The organism is Sporocytophaga myxococcoides DSM 11118, assembly GCF_000426725.1.
In the GTDB taxonomy this organism is placed as follows: domain Bacteria; phylum Bacteroidota; class Bacteroidia; order Cytophagales; family Cytophagaceae; genus Sporocytophaga; species Sporocytophaga myxococcoides.
Genome location: NZ_AUFX01000003.1, coordinates 123,835 through 143,838, shown reverse-complemented (window position 1 = coordinate 143,838; position 20,004 = coordinate 123,835). Strand labels below are relative to the sequence as shown.

At 38.5% G+C, this 20,004-nt stretch carries 3 protein-coding genes; all 3 read left to right on the top strand.

What is annotated here, in order from left to right; genetic code table 11:
- Window positions 1-60 precede the first annotated feature (60 nt).
- From K350_RS0100360 to K350_RS0100350, 3 genes are read left to right on the top strand one after another with little or no spacing between them, the layout of a single operon-like run.
- The gene (locus K350_RS0100360; RefSeq protein WP_156026789.1) at window positions 61-3,027 is read left to right on the top strand and encodes a hypothetical protein; all 2,967 of its coding nucleotides are present in this window, start codon (window positions 61-63) and stop codon (window positions 3,025-3,027) included.
- Between the two features lie 9 nt (window positions 3,028-3,036).
- Window positions 3,037-7,917: a hypothetical protein gene (locus tag K350_RS0100355; RefSeq protein WP_028978222.1), complete on the top strand. Its 4,881-nt coding sequence runs from the start codon at window positions 3,037-3,039 to the stop codon at window positions 7,915-7,917.
- Window positions 7,918-7,934: 17 nt separating this feature from the next.
- Window positions 7,935-20,000: an RHS repeat-associated core domain-containing protein gene (locus K350_RS0100350; RefSeq protein WP_028978221.1), complete on the top strand. Its 12,066-nt coding sequence runs from the start codon at window positions 7,935-7,937 to the stop codon at window positions 19,998-20,000.
- Window positions 20,001-20,004: the final 4 nt, after the last annotated feature.

Genomic DNA, 20,004 nt, shown 5'->3' with positions numbered 1-20,004 from the left:
AACTGATTCTAACATTACATATAGATAAATAATAATGCAATACATACATATGTTGCTTTTATGAAAAAAATTATTCCATTTCTATTGTTGTTGTTTTGTTCTAGCATATTTGCGCAGGGAGTATTGGAACATAATGAGGTTAAGGTTGCTTCAACCAGAGATTATCCTTTTGAAGAACATGTAGTAAGCACTAAGCTTAGCGTAAGTATGAAATATAACATTGATCTATACAAAGACTATGTTCTAAAACTTACTATACCTCATGAATTCTGCTTTCCTGGTGCGGATGGATTTAGCACCAATATTTCTGCAGGTACAGAGCAAGTAAGAATGACAAAGGTTTCGGATGTACAATCCGGAAATAATCACGAGATCATTTTTAACGTGGAATTATTGACAATAACCACAGGTTGGAACTCCATAAATATTCCAATATTCAATATCAGAAATAATTTTCTGAATGAAGATTGCTCAGCTCTTTTAACAAGAGAAATCTTTTTTGATTTGAAGGCCAAACTAATTACACCTGCTAACAGCCCATTTGAAAACGCCACCCAAGCTAAAACAGTTGTTACGATTCCAAAAGGCACTTCAGGAGATCGTCAGCCTTCTATCGGATTGTCACATAACCAAGGAAGTGTAGATAAGCCATTTTACTATGATATAACTGTAAGTAATGTTTATTTCGTGAATAAGATACGATTTGCGATGTATTATGATAAAGCAGATTTTGATTTTATCACAGTCAGGAGATATTATGATCAGAGTTATATATCCGATAATTATGGATATCATCATGGTGAACAGATATCTGCAAATGTTGTAGGGGATAGTCTTATCTTTGAGATTGACAATGCTGGTGGTGGTAATTACTATCGCTTTATGGTCTATCTTAGACCGCATAATAATGCGACTTTAGATGCTAATCATCAGGTGGCAGTTAAAATCAGAGAAAATGATCCTTTAAAGCAATTACAGGAACAAACCAGTTGTGGCCTTATCAAACGATTTGCTTCTAAAACGGATGAAGGATATGGACAAATTACTTATACTCCCGGTACATACAAACAATCCTTGAACCATTTCTTTGGACGTTTAGATTATAGCACCTGTAAAGATTATTGTTCAAAAAGTGCTGGTAACTACATAGTAATAGAGACTAATGGCACTTATCTTACATCTTCTTCTGCAAGGGGAATTAGAGTTAATATGAGGAAGAACACAAGGGTTACACATATTGATTTCTTTAACCAATACACAACACCAATACAATCAAGTTTTATAGTGAAATATAAGGTATGCGGTCAATCAGTAGAAAGCTCAACACTGTATAGCACTATCAATTCGAACAACAGGATTTTAAATCTCAACCAAAGTCTCGAGTATATAATTGTAGAAGGAATGCCTGTGGCAGCTCAGGCAGCTAATGATTTTGTAGTTTATTATGAAGATGATGACCTACCTGCTTCTTGCGGATATAACGACAAATTTGAGATAGGATATACAGATCAAACTTTAGCCTCTGTTTCTTCAAGCGTAAATATAGCAACTGGATGTACGCTCTCAAAGACCATAGCTGATTCCTATCTTGCTGATGCAGTTTTTAATTCAGGGGAAGAAGGGTATGTGAGAATAGGCCTTTACGCAGCCAATGGAAATTTACCTGGTACATATAACTTTAACAATATCACATATTCATTGAATTCTAAAATGTCTTTTACCAATGAGGCTCTTAAATTCTATATCGGCACAAACAGTAATCCAGCAGTTTCCGAGTTCAAGCCATATGCAAATTGGACAAATAGCACCTTAGTCGGTCAAGGCTTTGTTGTAAGCAAAGTACCTTTTCCGTTGAATAAAAAGAATCTGGTGATTAATAATGTTAGGCTTAATAATACTTGTGGTACAGCAGTATATTTTTATATACTTGCAAAGGTAAAAGCACAAGCCAAATTACCTAGACAGGATGCTGGCTATCAGTCTACTGTTACGGAGAATGATCCTAATCTTGAACACTCTCTTCAAACATGGAATAATGCTGGATCTTTCGTATTGAAAGGTGGTGCATTCCTTGCATGTGGTGGGCAGAATAATAGTAATTCTTCAGTGAGACTTGGTGAGAACATAATGGTAAATTATGTCATTGAAAATGCAGGTCCAGAGAAGATGAATCAATTTACGCTCATCATAGATAAGCTTTCCATTGGTGCATTGGACTTGGTTCCTGACGCAACCGGAGTCCTATATAAGGTAGATGATAATAATGCAAGAACTCTTATCAACAATTCAATTACTATTTCTGGTAATCAGGTTAGCATCAATTCGGAATTATTGGGCTATAATAAACTTGAACTTGGATTATTCTATAAAATTCCTAATGGTAGTCAATATACAAATCAGATAGCAGTCACCAATTTCTCAGTCGAAGGAAAAGGTGCAGATGGTACCCCATCCAATGTTGTTAAGTCAAATGATCTTCAGTTAACAATCTCTAAAAGTTATTCATCATGTACTCCTGTATCTTGCTCGGAGTGTATAACTTCTTTTTCCCCTTTACCGGATCAGAAATATTTATTATCTGCATGGGTAAAAGAGCCTTTAACAGATGTAACCAATACATTTCTTAACACAGGAATCAAGATTACATTTAATAATGGAGAAGTTGATGAGTTTCCACTTTTTCGCCCTTCTGGCCCAATTATAGATGGATGGCAGAGAGTTGAGCAATCTTTTACTGTTCCTTCTGATGCAAAAAATATTCAGATTGAATTGGTAAATGAGAGCGAAGGAAATAATGCTTTTTTTGATGACATTCGGGTACATCCTTTTAAAAGTAATATGAAGTCTTTTGTTTATGATCCTTCAACACAAAAACTGGTAGCAGAACTTGATGAAAACAATTATGCTACTTTTTATGAGTATGATGACGAAGGTATACTTATCAGGGTCAAAAAGGAAACTGAAAGAGGAGTCATGACCATTAAAGAGTCCAGAAATAACCAGAGTAAAATTTTTAAAAATAAATAAAATTATTTTATGATCCGGATAATTATTTATCTAGCATTTTTATTATCGATCAATACAGCATTCGCCAAGGAATTTGTGGATAAAACAGATTATCTCAAATCGGATATGAATGTGTCGGCAACTAATAATCTGGGGGAAGAATACCAAAACTTTGCTCTTGTGCAAAGTACGATTTCTGATCCGGCAAGCAGGACATTTTTCGTAAACAAGGCATTTGGTGTTGTTCAGCTGTATTATCCTCTAACTTCCAACAATGTTCCTACTGATGGAACTGCAGAGGTTACAGTGGATCTTACTTATACAGTAGAAGAAAACAATGTCCTTGTTGATCGTCATAAAATTTCTGTTTTGAAAATAGATATGAGTGCAGCTCATTATGCACCAATTGCTTTGGAAAGACTTGAGAATGCATTGAAAATCTCTGGCCGTATTACGAATGTCAACATACCGGCTGCTGGCTTTGAAGACATTAAGTTACAGTTCAGAGTTGAGACGGAAGTATATGAAAATATGCCTTATTCTCAAACAGTGACAGGAATCTTAAAAGACGATCAGTTTGTCAATACAGAAGGAAGCCTTCTTGTTTCATGGAACACAATAAATAATGCAGAAAGTTATGAACTAGAATGGACATATATCTCCAATCAGGATCCGCAAAATATAAATAATACCTTACCTCTTGCACAAATTCAATTAAGAGATAATCTACTTTTCAGAACGAATAGTTCCAGAGTGGAATTAAAATCAAATTCATTTAAAATTCCATTAATATATGAAAAGGGTTTAATTTTTTACAGAGTAAGGCCTGTGGGGAGAAACATAGCAAATGGGGGAGTGGTAACGGTAAAAGGTAAATGGACTCTAGAGGAGAATTCAACAAGTGTTGCCGGAATTTCTACTGATCATTATTACGAATTCGCAGGGCTTGAACAAAGTATGAACTGGCAGTCATCTGTTAGTTTTGCTGAAGAAGGAAAGAGCAAGGTTGTATTAAGTTATCACGACGGTTCTTCGAGAAACAGACAGGCAGTTACCCGTGTCAATACTGATGAAAGAGCAATTGTAGGAGAAACATTCTACGATTATAACGGAAGGCCTGCTATTCAGATATTGCCGGTTCCGGACAAGGGTGCCAATAATTTATATTATCATCCTCAATTCAACAAGATAGAAGATGAAAACGGAGCTCCTTTACCTGTAACAAAATCCAGCTATGATATTGCCACAGAAGGGGCAGGTTGTGATGTTGACTCTCCAACTCTTGATGAGGGTTCAGGGGCTTCTCATTATTATTCCCCTTCCAACTCGTTTGAAACGTCAGGAAATAAAGGGATTAATATTATAAATAAAGGTCTGATTCCGGATGCAAAAAAATATCCCTATACTCAGACTAAATACACCAATGACAATACCGGAAGAATTGCTGCACAATCAGGAGTAGGTGATGCTCATCAGATCAAGTCTGGTCATGAGACAAAATACTTGTATGGTACACCTGATCAGGAGGAGTTAACCAGACTTTTTGGGACACAGGTAGGTAATAATGCACACTATAAGAAAAATGTAGTTGTTGATCCGAACGGTCAGGTAAGCGTTTCTTATCTGGATATGGACGGAAAAGTTATTGCTACAGCACTAGCTGGTGGAAGCCCTGAAAATGTTAAAGGTTTGGAAGGGCCAAAGGGAAGACATATTAATTCTCAACTTCTTTCAACTATTTCAAATGTTCTGTCAGAAGATAAAAGGTCTAAAAGCTACCTTAAGAAACTTGTAGTGAGTGAAAACAATACAAGTTATGTATTCTCTTATAACTTTTCAGCAAAACCATACATTATCAAGTGCACCAATAAATCTGAAAATGCTGTACAAGATATTAATTTGTCTGCAGTACTGGATGCTGAAATAGAACTACAAAGTTGTGGAGAAAGGATATTTCTTCAGCCATTATCGAGTACCTATCAGTTTGGAAATGGGACAATCCAGACTGGAAATACCACTATTACGAAAGTACTTAATGCAGGTGAGTATACATTAACAAAAAAGATCAAAATCAATGAAGCTAAGTTAAATGATTACCTTAGCCAGTATTTGAGTAATTCAGCTTATACATGTGTAATTCCGGTTGGAGATTACATTAAAGATTCTATCGATATTGCTGACCTTTCAGGTTGTGGATACTCATGCGAAACGTGTCAGAACAATGTAGAGACATTGATTACCAACATTGATTCCAGAAGAGATGGCGTAACAACTCCAAAACTAACTGAATCGGAGAAAGAAGGAATGAGGTCTAAGTGTTATGACCTTTGCAGAAGCAATATAGCTTGTGTATCTGCTCTTAACGGTATGCTTGCGGACCTTTCGATAGGTGGTCAATATGCTGAAATCAGGGAAAAAAATCTTGAGTCTCCTAAAACTCCCAGTATTCAATCTGACGACTTTGTCAATAAAGGAGATATAACAGAATCTGAATATGATGTCCCATTAAACAATGATCCGGAAGGGAATATGATGGGTACTCCTATTACAGATATCAATGTATCTAAGTTCAAGTTGTCAGTTTTCAATCCTGATAATATTCTTTCTGTTGTTCCTATTACTTTAACGAATGGAGCCAAGGTTTCAAGAGCAGATTGGCACAAACCAATAAGAATTATAATTGATGGATATCCTAATGCGGAAACGGATTATAATCAATCTATCTTTAAGGATGAAATTGATTTAAGTACAGCGGAATATGAAGAGACTAATTATTATGGTACTGATGGCAAACTTGTCTATGCTAAAGTTATCAAATCCGGAAATACTTACTTCCCTGAATTTATCTCTGATGGAGCTTCAAAACTTATAACTGTAAATGAAGAAATAGGAGAGTATAAAATTCCTATAAAGTATTTGAAGGATATCGCCATCTTTGAAAATTACTGGAAACCACATTTCGCCAATTATCTGGTTGTATATCATCCGGAGTACAAATATTTTGTAGAATGTACAGGACAGCACACTATTAATGAGTTTGAATATAAGCTTGTCACTTCAGAAAATATTTCGGATGATACGGAGCATAAGTTCGTGAATTCAGATGGAACTGTCAGCATAATTGACAATGATCCATTATTTGCCGGTAATTCTATTCTTAAAAAGCATTTCAAATTACTTTTCAATAATTATAAAGTCGTAGGAAGTAATACATCCCTTACAATGGTGCAGGTTGCCAACCTTGGCGTGGGATGCCCAGTTTCCTCTGTTACCTGTCCGGGCCCTACCTGTCCATCCAATCTGATGACTTCTGGATCTGCCTGGAATATGTTCAAGTCTTTATATCTTACTGAGCGCCAGAAAGTATTAAGAAATCTTGCTACTGCAAAAGCTATTGAAGGTGGATATTATAATGGCTGTATCGGAGATCCGGATTTTACATCTACAGACGAGGCTTCCCCGTTTTTTCAATTCAGACAATATACTTCCAGTCGTATAGAAACACAAAGGAACTGCAGCGGCTGGTGGGTCTGGCGGAATTGTACTGAGAGCCAGGTGGAAGTGAAAGATACTTATTATTCAATACCATATTTTGACAGCAAACAAACCTGCTTTGTCTGGAGCTCAAGATTCTATGGAGACAGAATAAGAAAATTTTATCAGAAAGTATACCCTCTTGGAGCAGAATTGCAACAAGGAAGATGTATCAGGAAGGTTCATGATCCTGAAACAAATACTGATATAGATATGGTAGTAAACTGTCAGGAAGATGAGGAGTTTTATATTAACCAGATTAATAATACTGTTGCAAGACAACGTTATGAGGATTGTGGGTTATGTCCAATCGCTTCGGACATACAGGATTTTGTCATACAGGCTCAAAGAAAGAAGATATTAAAAAATACTTCTCCTATAGTAGTGGCCTGCCCTCCCTCTACAAGTTTATTAATGCTTGGAGGTACTCTCATAAGAGAGTTTAAGATAGGTTCCACAATCCCTGCTATCAGATGGACAGGAACATATGACGAGACAACCAGAATTCTGACAGGTGAATTATCTTCTTCTGCTGATAATACCTTTACACCTCCGACTAAGACAATTAAAATAATACTTAACTTCAGTTCATTACCTGCCGGAATGGAGGTAGATTTTAATAAACTTAAGATCTGCTGTCTTAACCCTACAGATGCTACACATTTCAAAATGACCGTGTACTATACCGGTTATTATAAAACTTCTGATAATTCCTTACTTGCAAGTATTGACAAAATTGCTCCAGAATTGCAAAGTAGCTATCAGAAAGCCTCATTTGAAATAAACGGAGAGGTAGAAAATACTTCCTTAAAGCCATGTACCATTGCCCCAAACTGTCAGGTTACCGGAGCATCCAAAAATATAATTGGATTCCTTAATATGCTGAACAAGCAAGTGATTAATGATAAAGGTGCACAGCTGGTATCTTCAACTGAAGTTAACTTGTCTAGCAATGCAATGATAAAGTATTATGAATATCCTATAAGAAAGTTGCTTAACATCAATACGCTTAATGCAAACGGAGATCCTGCTATTACATTAACTTCGATTGCACCCAAGTGGAAAAGTTCTGTAAATGTCAACGGTGTATTATTAGGTGAGCTGACTTACTCTACAAGTAGTACAGTGAGCATCAATATTCGAAAAATAGGCAGCGCATCCGCTGCTCTTGATTTCAACACAGTCAGTTATTTTACAAACATCCAGCCGGTCACTGATGTGTCAGCTTGCACTGGCAATGAGTGTTCATTGAATCTCTTCACTGCTGACGCTGTGTCTGTTGATGCAAATAATAATAAGATATATACAAAGGTAGAGATTGAAGTACCTAACTATACAATGACAGTTTGTAAAAAGGCTGTCCAAGGATCTAATTAAGAATTTAATTTTTAGAGATGAAAAGCTTAAGAATACTTTTGGGACTACTTTTTGCGAGTTTAGCGGCTTACTCACAAAATTGTAACATAACAATAGTACCTACGGGAGTCACCTGTTTTGGAGGAAAGGACGGCAAAGCAGAAATCCATAAAGATGGTAAGCTAGTTGTGCTGGATAATGGTGGAACCTGTGTAACGCCTGAAATATCGTCTTATTCATGCGGGACTCCGGTTTCAGGGGCTATTGTAAGTAATGCTACCAGCGGATTGGTCGAAATTCCGGATGGCAAAACGTTGTATCTGACCTCTCCATCCTTTAATGGTAGTGTAAGGTTCTTAGGAACGAATACTCTTGTTGTTTGCGGAGGAGCGACGATCACAAATTTTGAGATGAATAATAATTCCAAGCCCATAACAATTATTATTAATGGCCAAGCGACGCTTACAAGTCCAAATATCAATCTTGATTATCAGAGCGTGCTTAAGAATTATGGAAACCTTTCTATTACCAATACCATTGGATTTAATGGAAAGCTTTATAATCATGGTGTTCTTACAGCAACTCAGACTCTAAACATCAATGCCAATACGGGCCAGTTTTATAATGCAGGAAGAGTTCAGGTAGGCGGAACATTTAATAATTACAATACTGCAACAAACGGAGGTACAATGGAAATAACCGGGGACTTTAACAATAACGGAGGCTCCGGATTTATAAATCTTTGCAAGATCAATGTTGGCAACAGCTTTTCAAATTCTACTACTATCGAAAACTATGGTAAAATTGCGATAGGAAACTTGACCAATATCACTGGGGGTAAGCTGTATAAAGGTTATTCAAATAGTTTGCTTTCAACGAAAGATTTAACTGTAGATGGTGTTATTGACGGAGTGGGAACTACCTGTGCAGCTGTTAAAGTTTCAAGAACCACAACCATCAATGGATCTGGTGTGGTGAAAGGATTAACTGATCTTTGTGATGCAAATGGCATAGAAACTGTCAGCGCAGGAACTATACAGGGCGGAGCAACTACCAATTGCAGCTGTAATGCTACAGGAGCTGGTTCCGGTGTCTCAGGAACGATTACTTGGAGCTCAGGAACTCCTATGTTAGGAGGTAGTACTGTAACAGGACTTGCAGCTAACACTTATAATGTTTCTGTTAATATTACCGGATGTAATGCTGTTAACCAGCAATTTACTATTCCGACACCTAACAAAATAATGGCCACTGTTTCTGTTAATGGAGGAACAGCTACAGTGAGCACTCCAACAGGAGGTAATCAGGGACAATTCTATTATGACTGGAAACTGGCGTCGTCAACCGAAATTACTACAACTACTACAGGAAGCAAATTTTTTTCCACTCCTGGTAATTATACAGTAACTGTAAGAGACAGCAAAGGATGTACGGGAGATCCATTACCTTTTACAATTGTAGGACAAGGTACTACCTGTAATTTTACTGTAGTTACAACTCCTGTAACTTGTTATGGAGGCAATGATGGAAAGGTGGTAGTTTATAAAGATGGTGTACCTATAGATGTGCCTGTAAGTCAAGGAGGAGGAAGTGGAGGCAGTTCTGATCTTCCAACAGGAAATCCGGGTAGTTGCATGACACAGGCTGTATCTTCCTATTCTTGTTCTTCTATTCCATCTGGTGCTGTCAATTTTAACCAAAGTTCCGGAACAGTTTCAATAGCTGCAGGGCAGACTGTCTATATCACTTCACCTTCCTTTACGGGAGACCTTTCTGTAGCTGGAGGAACATTGATTGTATGCGGAAATGCAACTATTCAGAATTTTAACTATTCCGGAACTCCTGGAGCTTTTACTCTTATAGTTAATGGAACAGCAAAGTTAAATGCCCCTAACCTTAATTTGCTTGCTAACAGTACTGTAAAGAACTATGGTATACTTACTACCAGCAGCATTGGATTTAATGGTGCACTCGAAAACCATGGTACAATTACTGTTAACGGAGATCTTAGCTTTAACACTTCTGCTAATTCTTATCTTAACACTGGAACAATTACAGTAACAGGCAATTTTAATAATAAATTTACTACCATCAATGGAGGTACATTTAACGTTAAAGGAATTTTTAATAACAATGAACCAACATCTCTATTCAGAAACTACTGCAAGTTATTTGTAGACGGTAGTCTGAATAATAATAAAGATATCGAGAATAAGGGATATATCATTGTCGCTACTTCTACCACTACATTTAACAGTAATTCTGTTTATAAAGGTTATGCAGGAAGTGTGCTATATACATTGAATTTTATAAATAACGGTTTAATAGATGGATTGGAAAGTTGTGCATCTATAAGAGTAAAGCAGAACACCAATCTTACCGGCAGTTCAATCATAAAAGGGAATACATTCCTTTGTGATGCCAATGGAGTTGAAACTGGGTCAGGCCAGATACTTTCACCCGCAGCTTTAAACTGTAGCTGTGGCGGAACTTCAACAACAACATCCACTAGTCCTATCGTTTGGACAGGATATCCGAATGTAACCGGAAATACCAATAGCAATCTTTCAGCAGGGACAAACACAGTTGTTATAAATTGGCCAGGATGCAGTCAGTCAACGCTTACTTATATCATTACACAGCCATTAACAGGGATTACTGCAACTGTATCAGTCAATGGTGGTACTGCCACTGTTTCAACCCCAAGTGGAGGAAACGGAGGTCAATACAAATACAAATGGTCAGATGGTACAATCACTAACGTAGGGTCTCGTAACTATACTACAAAAGGGAACTATAGTGTAAGGGTATTGGATTCCAAAAACTGTGAAGGTCCTGAATTGCCTTTTTCTATTACCAACATTGTTGAAACTGAATGTAATATTATAGTAAGTTACCAGGTAAATGAGAAAGTCCTCATCAAAATAGAATGTCCTGATACATCATGTAAATATAGAATAAGAGCTAGCGATGGAAATCTTTTACCTTATGCAAGCCTGATAAACCGTCCATGTAAGGATTCCATAATCACTTCTGTGAATTGTAACGGAGATATCATTCAGACTGGGATTAAAGGAAGTGGCAGATGTGTACCTTTTTGCAATCCGGCAACAGATCCGAATTGTCCTTGCAATCTGGCAACCGATCCAGGATGCAGCCCACAATGTAATCCTACAGTTGATCCTGACTGTCCATGTTTGGCCGGCTTAGATCCCAACTGTCAGTTTGGGTGTGATCAGACAGATCCGCTAAATTGCCCTTGTGATCCTAATTCAGGAAACTGTCCTCCATGTGATCCTTCTAAAGATACGGGTTGTCCGACTCTTGGAGTTACTTATCAGGCATATCCTGAGAAATGTGGCACCAAGCCGTATGTGATACTTACCATTACTAACGGAAGTGGGAATTATACAGTAGTCAACAAGAATAATAAGGATTCGAGGGGCGGTGGCTCATCTCCGGTAACTATGTATAACCTGGCAGAAGGAGAATCTGAGCTGAGCATTACTGATAACATAAGCAAAGTTACAAGAGAGATCATTGTAAAAGTTGATCCTGCTCCTAAAAGCACCATGGGCATTTCGGCTACCGCTAATGCCGGTAGTGAGTGCAAAAATCAGCTTTCAATTAATATAACCAATGCTGTTTCCGGTCCTTATAGATTGGATCTGGGATGTTGTATTCCTAGCTCCCTTGAAAATCTGACAGCAACTTCAGGAAATCTTCAGCTTGGGCCATATACTATCCCGAATAATATTGGTGATGGACCGTTCATGGTTAAAATCACAGATTCATACTGTAATACTTACAGTGATCTTGTCACTCCATGCAATATTGTATGTAATACACCGGAGTCTAATAATTATCAGCCGCAGTTTACCAAAATTAAGCCTAGCTATAAGGGGAAAACAGATGGCAGCATAATACTTACCAATCCTCCTGCAAATGTTACGGCTTATTGGACGGGTACAAATATTTATAGCCCTGTTCAAGGAACAACCCTTTCATATATCGGTGAAGGTAGTTATTCTCTGCTTTTGGTGAATAATATAACCAAATGTACATATTATTACAGTCCTGTTGATGAAACACTTGAGGATGGACCGATCAATGCAGCCCGATTTACATTGGTAGCGGGATGCAATTATGAAGCAAAATTAAGCAAGGTAAATGAAGATGGCAGTGCCAACGCTACACCTGTTGCTGAACCGATTACCTATACCTGGTATAACCCGGCTAATAACAACCCGGTGGGATCAGGCAAACAAATCAATATTTCTGCAATTGCTTCTTCTCTGTCTCTGGATTATCTGAATCTTGTAACTACAGATGGACAAGGAAATACATCATCATTTACATTCGAAATTCCTAATAGTTGTATACCTCCTACAGTTTGTAATGCGGAGATACGATACAAATTAACAGATCCTCTTTGTCATGACGGAACTAACGGAAGTATCACCATTACTTCTATTCCTAATAACTATTATATTGCCTGGGTAGATCCAGCTCTTCAGGCTACAGGTGCAAATGCGTCGATTAAATCCGGATTAAAAGGAGGCAGATATAGTCTTTCTGTTATTCCGAATAATACTCTTTGCAAAACAGAAACTGTGGATATTATTCTGGATAATCCGGCATCTCTTGAGATATCTAAAGAGGAATTATCTACAGGTGGAGTTAAAATAATCGTATCTAAAGGTAAAAAGGATTATCACATCGTCTGGACAGATAACAATCAGGATATTGCTCAAAGAACTGACCTTGTTCCTGGTACAAGTTATACTGTTAACGTTACTGATGCCAATAATTGTCCTGGCACGTTTACATTTGTTTATAATCCATGTGCAGTAAGTAAACCTGAGCCCCTGGTAGAATTAAAAGGAACTACAGCTACGGTAATTAATAGTTCTGGCCTGGCTCCTTTTACCTATAACTGGAAGGGGGGAGACATTTTTGACAGAAGCCTGAAAAGTCAGGATAAACTTCCTTCCGGAACATATGAGGTGGTTGTGACGGACAAAAGAGGGTGTAAAGACAGCGTTGAATTCAACTCCAATAAGTGCGGACAAACTATCAATGTAACCGTTACTTCTCAGGATACCAGATCTGACCTTTGCAACGGTCAGGCTGTTTTAAGTCTTACCGGAATAACAAATTATGATGGATATGCTATTCTATGGGATAAAACTCCATTGGAGAACTATTTAAAATATCAGGATCTTTCTGTTCTTAAAAATCAAAGTACAGTCAAATTCCTGAATGCTTGTGCAGGCAAACATACTGTCGCAGTTATTACGCCCGGAGGCTGTGTGGTTGAGAGCCCATTTGAAGTGAAATATACTTCAGTCCCTCCGGTGAACTGTTCCAACAATCCTCTTGCTATAACGAATCTTAACGGTACATCCTTTACCAGAACATGCTATTCTGAGGTATTTGATGTGAATTTTTATGTAAGCGGCGGTACCCCAGAATATACTTACGATTGGTCAGTAGTAGAATCAGGAGGAGCTACAAGAACTTTCGCCTCTCAGAACCCAGGTCTTGATAATCCTGATCCGGGAACTTATACAGTGAAGGTGACAGATGCAAATCTATGTACTGTTACAGGAACTTATACTGTAACAGGTCCGTCAAGCGAACTTATCTTTACTCAACAATCTCAATCACCTGTTTGTGCAGGATTGAATGGTACATTAATTCTGAACATTTCCGGTGGAGTTGCTCCTTACAAGGTTACCTGGGCTGATGCAACATTTACAACAACTTCTACAGGTATCATAAACAAAGAACTTGCAGCAGGTGTGGTACAATCATTTACGGTTTCTGACAGTAAAAATTGTTCTAAACCAGGGGATGTTTTTATTAATGATACACCGTTTGAAGGAAAGATCTATTACAACAGACTAGAGTTCTGCCCGGGAAAAGATCCTGTATCTCTGACGGCAGCGACCCTTCCTTCCTATACTTTCAAATGGACAGGTACTGGTATTAATGCTAATAATCAATACGAATCACAGGTAAAAGTGGGAACAGCTGGTATTGTAAACCTTGTTTATACTCCGAAGCAGGGAAGTGTATGTACTTTACCATTCACCAAATCAGTAACAATTTCAGAAAGATCAGCTGAAGACTGCAAGCCTTCCAATATCATGTGCGATGTGGTGGATATTGAAGTTCCCGGGATTATAACAGTGAATCAGTGTAATGTTACTATTAAAAATGTAGATACTTCCAATGTCGAAGCAGCCTACTATGCATATATTCAAGAAGCTAAAAAGAAATTTGTCAATGATTATGTCTCTTCCGTTATGGACAGCCTGAAAGAAGAGCTTACTATTGACTACAGCGATAGCGAACAACATTATACCTTGTATTATTATGATCAGGCAGGAAACCTTGTCAGGACCGTTCCTCCTGCAGGTGTGACACCTTTAAGCGAAAGTATAACAGCGGGCATCATCACAGATCTTAAGGATAAAAAGGTGCCTAATGTTTACACAGATCACAATCTGTCAACCACATATAAATACAACAGTTTGAACCAACTGATCAGTCAGGATATGCCTGATCACAGCCGTCAGGATCTGTGGGAAACAAAGCCGGCACTTACTCTGCCTAACGGTTATAGCGTAGGGGCGATAGATTATGTGACTGCACAAAAGGGACTTCTTTTTGCAAATACTTCTTCGGAAACAAAATTATATAAGACCACTGATACCGGGAAAGAGTGGACTGCCAATATGGGATTGGAGTTCGGAGATATTCTGGATATCAATACTGTAACAGGTGCTTCACCAGCATATTTTGCAGTAGGTAAGAATGGTCTGTTTATAAAAGGTTCCAATAACGGAAGTGAGTGGACATTGTTCTCTTCTCCGACTTCATTGGATCTTATTGATGTATACTTTACTACATCATCTTCAGGTAGAATAATGGCTTATGACGGTACTCTGTGGACGACAACAGACGGAGGGGTGAACTGGTCATCACCTAACTATGCTCTGAAAAATACCAATATAGTATCTATTACGGATGTCTGGAACGATAATAACCAGATCCTTGTGGCAGGAACAAAAGGAAATCCGGCCGTATCGGTACTTTATATGAGCACTGATGGAGGCAGTATCTTCAATATCCAGGAATTTGGAGCAGGGCCATACAGCGCAATTGCTAATGATGGTACGAATACGTTCATTACCGGAAGCAACGGAGTAATATTGAAGGTGTCAAATGGAAAGTTCAGCGTTTGGACTAGTGGAAATGTACAGAAACAATTCAGGCAGCTCATCGTGAAATCAGGCAATTATACAGCCTTGATGACAGATGCAGGTAATCCGCAAGGGAATGTCTATACAAGTTCTGATGGTAAATCGTGGACAGCAGTTACTTCCGGTAGCGATATTCTCAGGATATCAGAACTGAGCGGCTCTATGGTATCTGCCGTTTCAAATTCCGGTAACTATGCAAATAGTAATAATTGGAGCAGTTTCGGTACTGTTACAGTCAATAATAATACCACCCCTCCAAGTACCACTCAGTTAAATAATATTACAAAGTCAATGTATGTTGCCGGAACCCTCTTTGCCAACAATGGAACGGCCGTAAGTGACAGAGAAGTTATTCTAGCTTCTTCTTTAGCATACAGAACCGGAACCAATAGCTGGCAGAAAATCGATATTACAGGATATAATGCTTATACAACCAAATCATTGATTGTCAATGCAACCCATGACTGGTTACTGCTTGGAGGAGATAACAATCTTTACAGAACCAAGTTGAATACCGGAACGGTTCCTAATAATACTCTTATACTAACCAACAGCAACAATGCGGTTGTGACAGGTGTGTATGAAATTTACAAAACCAGCGATGGTGTCTATGCACTGAAAACTGATAATACAATTGTAAAACTAACATTAAACAGCAGTGGTACAGTTACACCTGTTAATCAGTTTACATTGCCATCCGGTGTCAATGTTTATATGCTTTCTGACCTGAGCCTGACAGCAGGTGCAGGAGGAGCAGATGCATTGGCTACCTTCAATGACGGATCTGTTTATCAAAGACTTTCGGGCGGCAGCTGGGTGAACAAAGCATTTGCCGTTCAACCGACTAACCTTCTTACGTCAACTTCGTCCGGAAACCTTACCCTATATACGGATGGAGACAATAGCGAATTGTTTAAGAAAGCAATTCAGGATAACAACAACTTCCAGTGGACTTATCAGAAGGTGATCAGTACTAACACTGTGAAGATCAAAGATGCTTACCTGGATGCAGGGACACTCCGTCTGGCAACAGACGCAGGTATGAAGACCTATAATACTTCCACATTTGCCCTTACTGACGAAGCAGGAGTAAGCGGGACAATCAACGAGGCATATGGCAATGTGGCAGTAACGGAAACAGGAAGTATATATGTGAGAAATGGCAGCGGTACATGGCAGGGAAGCAATCCTGATCCTTTAAATGCACCGATAAGAGAAGTGTCTGTTAACCTGGCAGCAGGAACGAAAAACATCTACTACTATCAGGGAGGAGGATGGAGCAAGGCGCTTCCGATAAAAGTACAGCCAATAACAGCAATGGCTCAGGGTAACAAACTTATAGCTGTAGGAAATCAGGGGACAGTGCTGGTATCTTCTGACCTAGGAGAAACCTGGCAGCCTAAGCCAATTGGATCTACTCAAAATCTGAGTGCAGTAGCTTCTTCAGGAGATAAGGCAGTAGCCGGTTCTGTTAACGGAAGTATTTTCTACAGCAATAATGCAGGAAACACCTGGACTACGGTTTCAACTCCTCCTGGTACAGGAGAGGTGCGTTCTATCGTGATCATAGGAGGTACAAAAGTGTGGATGATCAAAGGAAAGAGCCTGTTGTACAGCAGCGATATGAGCAATTACAGTATTGCACTTACAGCAACCGAAGAATTATTCGGAGTTCATGTGGATGCTGACGGATATGGCTATGTTGTAGGAAACGGAGGTACTGCATACAGATTACAGCCCGTTGGGACCTTTACAAGCAGCCAGAAAACTCAGGCAAGCTGCAGCACTCCGGCCACAGAACCTTCTAATTTACTTACCGGAAGTCTTTCTTATCTGAAAATCTGTAATGATGCAGATATTACAGATGATAAAGGAACCGGAATGCCGGGAAGACCATTGCGTAGTGTAAGTTTTACAGACAGACTTACAGGATACATTACTGGTACATCAGGACTTGTTATGAAAACTGTAGATGGAGGTTACCGCTGGATGCCGGAAGGCACAGGCTCAGGCTCTCAGACTCCGATTGTTGCACTGGCAGATGCTCAGAACGGAACGTTGGTAAATGGTAACGGAGAAGTAAAGAGTCTGAGAGACCGCGCACAGCAACTTGGATCAAGATTCTGGTATGATGAGCTGGGCAGACTGGTATTAAGCCAGAACAGCAAACAGTATAACATTGAAAATTACCTGAATGAAAAACAATATGAAGGTGTTACCGAAGCTTTAAATGGTATGTCTTCATCTACGGAAAAGGCCAGAGCGTATAGCTATACAATGTATGACAAGATTGGCCGTATCGTAGAGGTTGGGGAATTGATCACAAAGGCAACCTTTAGCACACCTAAACATGAGTCCCAGGTTGAATACAATGCTATAGAATTAACCTTCCTGACAAGTGGTGTTAAACAACAGATCACATCTACCTATTATGATGAGGTAGTATTTGAAGACATTCTTCAGGGCTTTGAACAGCAGAACCTGAGACCGAGAGTAACTTCTGTAACTTATTCTGATAAGGATATTACAGATGAAAATGGTCTGAGAGTGTATGACAGAGCAACACATTATTCTTATGATATTCATGGTAATGTCAAAACACTGGTTCAGGAGATAAAATCCGGAGGTACACAGGCGACCAAACGTATGGATTATGAGTATGATCTTGTTTCAGGAAAAGTAAACTACGTTTATTATCAGAAAGGGCAGAGTGATCAGCTGATTCATAAATATGAATATGATGGAGATAACAGAATTACTCAGGTATCTACCAGCACTGACGGTGTAAACTGGGTAAAAGAAGCCGAGTACGATTATTATGCCCATGGCCCTCTTGCTCAGGCAAAGATCGGAAGGAACAATGCTGAGATTCAGACTTATGCCTATACGCTTCAGGGGTGGATCAAAGGTGTGAAAGGAGATCAGTTCAGTTATGCACTTGGTTACTATGATCAGAATGGTAAGAAAGATTATTCTACTATTGGCGGAGGTGCCCAGGGATTACAGTCAACTCCTGTAGCTTTAAATGATCAGGGTAAAAATACCAGCTTGTACAATGGCAATATTGCTACCTGGACAAGTCTGAACAAGGAAGTGAACTATTCGACTGTCGGAGGGCAGCGCGTTTATCAAGCCTGGACACAGCAATTTGAATACGATCAGCTGAACAGGATCAAATCCGGTAAGAGCCTTGGAAGTGACGCTTATAAAAACACTTACGCTTATGATGCCAATGGCAACATCACAAGCCTGAACAGATATAATGAGAGTGGTGTTCAGTTTGATCAGTTAAGCTATAACTATGAAAACAAGAAAGCAGGTTATCTGGCCAATACCAATAAACTGAGATCCGTTTCCGATTTGCCATCAATGACGGGTATTCATAGCTCAGATGTTGATAATCAGGTAACTGATAACTATGAATATGATGAGATAGGCAACCTGAATAAAGACGTTCAGGAACAGATCAAAAACATAGAATGGACCGTTTATGGAAAGATAAAAGCAGTAACAAGAGAAGGAGGAAGCTCGAAATCAAATCTGAGCTTTGAGTACGATGCCTCGGGGAATAGAACCGTGAAAATTGTAACTGACAAGGATGGAAATGTTACAAAAACTTTCTATATTCGTGACGCTCAGGGAAATGTCATGAGTACCTATGAAGTCCCTACAGCAGGTTCTTTAACATTAGATGAGCAATACATCTACGGTAGTTCAAGGTTGGGCGTACTGAGAAACGAGGTGAGATCTTATGAGCTGACAGATCATTTGGGTAACGTTAGATCTGTAATAGGTGAGCTAAGGGATGTTAATAATCAGATAGAAGTTATTTCTGCTACGGATTATTATCCATTCGGTATGATCGCGAAATCATTTAACTCCAATAACTATCGTTTTGGGTTTAATGGTAAAGAGAATATAGATGAGCTTGATTCATGGCAAGATTACGGGGAAAGATATTATATTACTCAATTAGCAAAGTTTTTAAGTGTAGATCCCCTCACTATAAAATACCCATGGTATAGTCCATACCATTTTGCGGGTAACACTCCAATAAGAGCAATTGACTTAGATGGCTTAGAGCCTTGGATGCCTGAATGGTATAATACAACGGTTAGGCTTTTTAATGGAGCTGAGAATTCAGTTGAAAAGAAAGTTGAAGCAGTAAAAGAGAAAGTTAATCAATATACTGAAAATCCTACAGAGATAATAAATGATGGTTGGCAGGCAGTTAAAGGAACGGGTCAATTTCTATTTGAAGGTACCTTTGCCCCAGTTTATGACATTGCAGGAATTGAAACAGAGACGCAAAAGGCTTTTAATGCTTATGTTGATAAAACAATTGAAGATGTAAAGAATCTACCAAATGCTACTCCTGAACAAGTTGGTGAGTTTTTTACAGACAAAGCATTTGAATTAGGGGCGGCTTATTTATTAAAGAAAACAGGAACACCTATACTTAATAAATTCTTAGACTCCAAGGCCTTTAAAAAACTTCCTAAAGTAGGGACTATTGACCCTAATACTATAAGATTTACACAAAATGACATTGCAGGTCAGTTTAAGAATGGTAAAGGAGATTTAAAAACTTTTATTGCTGATTTAAAAAAGGGTGTTCATAAAGCAGAAGATATTACCCCTATTAAAATTGTTGAATATGATGGGAAAATCTGGTCACTCGATAATAGAAGGTTATATAGTTTTCAAAAAGCTGGTAAAAAGATTAAGTATGAAAAAGTCGATTATGAGTCTGTTAAGGAAGAGTTTCATAGAAAATTTACAACAGAGAATGATGGAACCTCAATTGTTGTTAGACCTAATGCAAAGCAGTAATTAA

Coding starts and splice junctions, on each gene's coding strand:
- K350_RS0100360 (WP_156026789.1), top strand. CDS start 61: ATGAAAAAAATTATTCCATTTCTATTGTTGTTGTTTTGTTCTAGCATA.
- K350_RS0100355 (WP_028978222.1), top strand. CDS start 3,037: ATGATCCGGATAATTATTTATCTAGCATTTTTATTATCGATCAATACA.
- K350_RS0100350 (WP_028978221.1), top strand. CDS start 7,935: ATGAAAAGCTTAAGAATACTTTTGGGACTACTTTTTGCGAGTTTAGCG.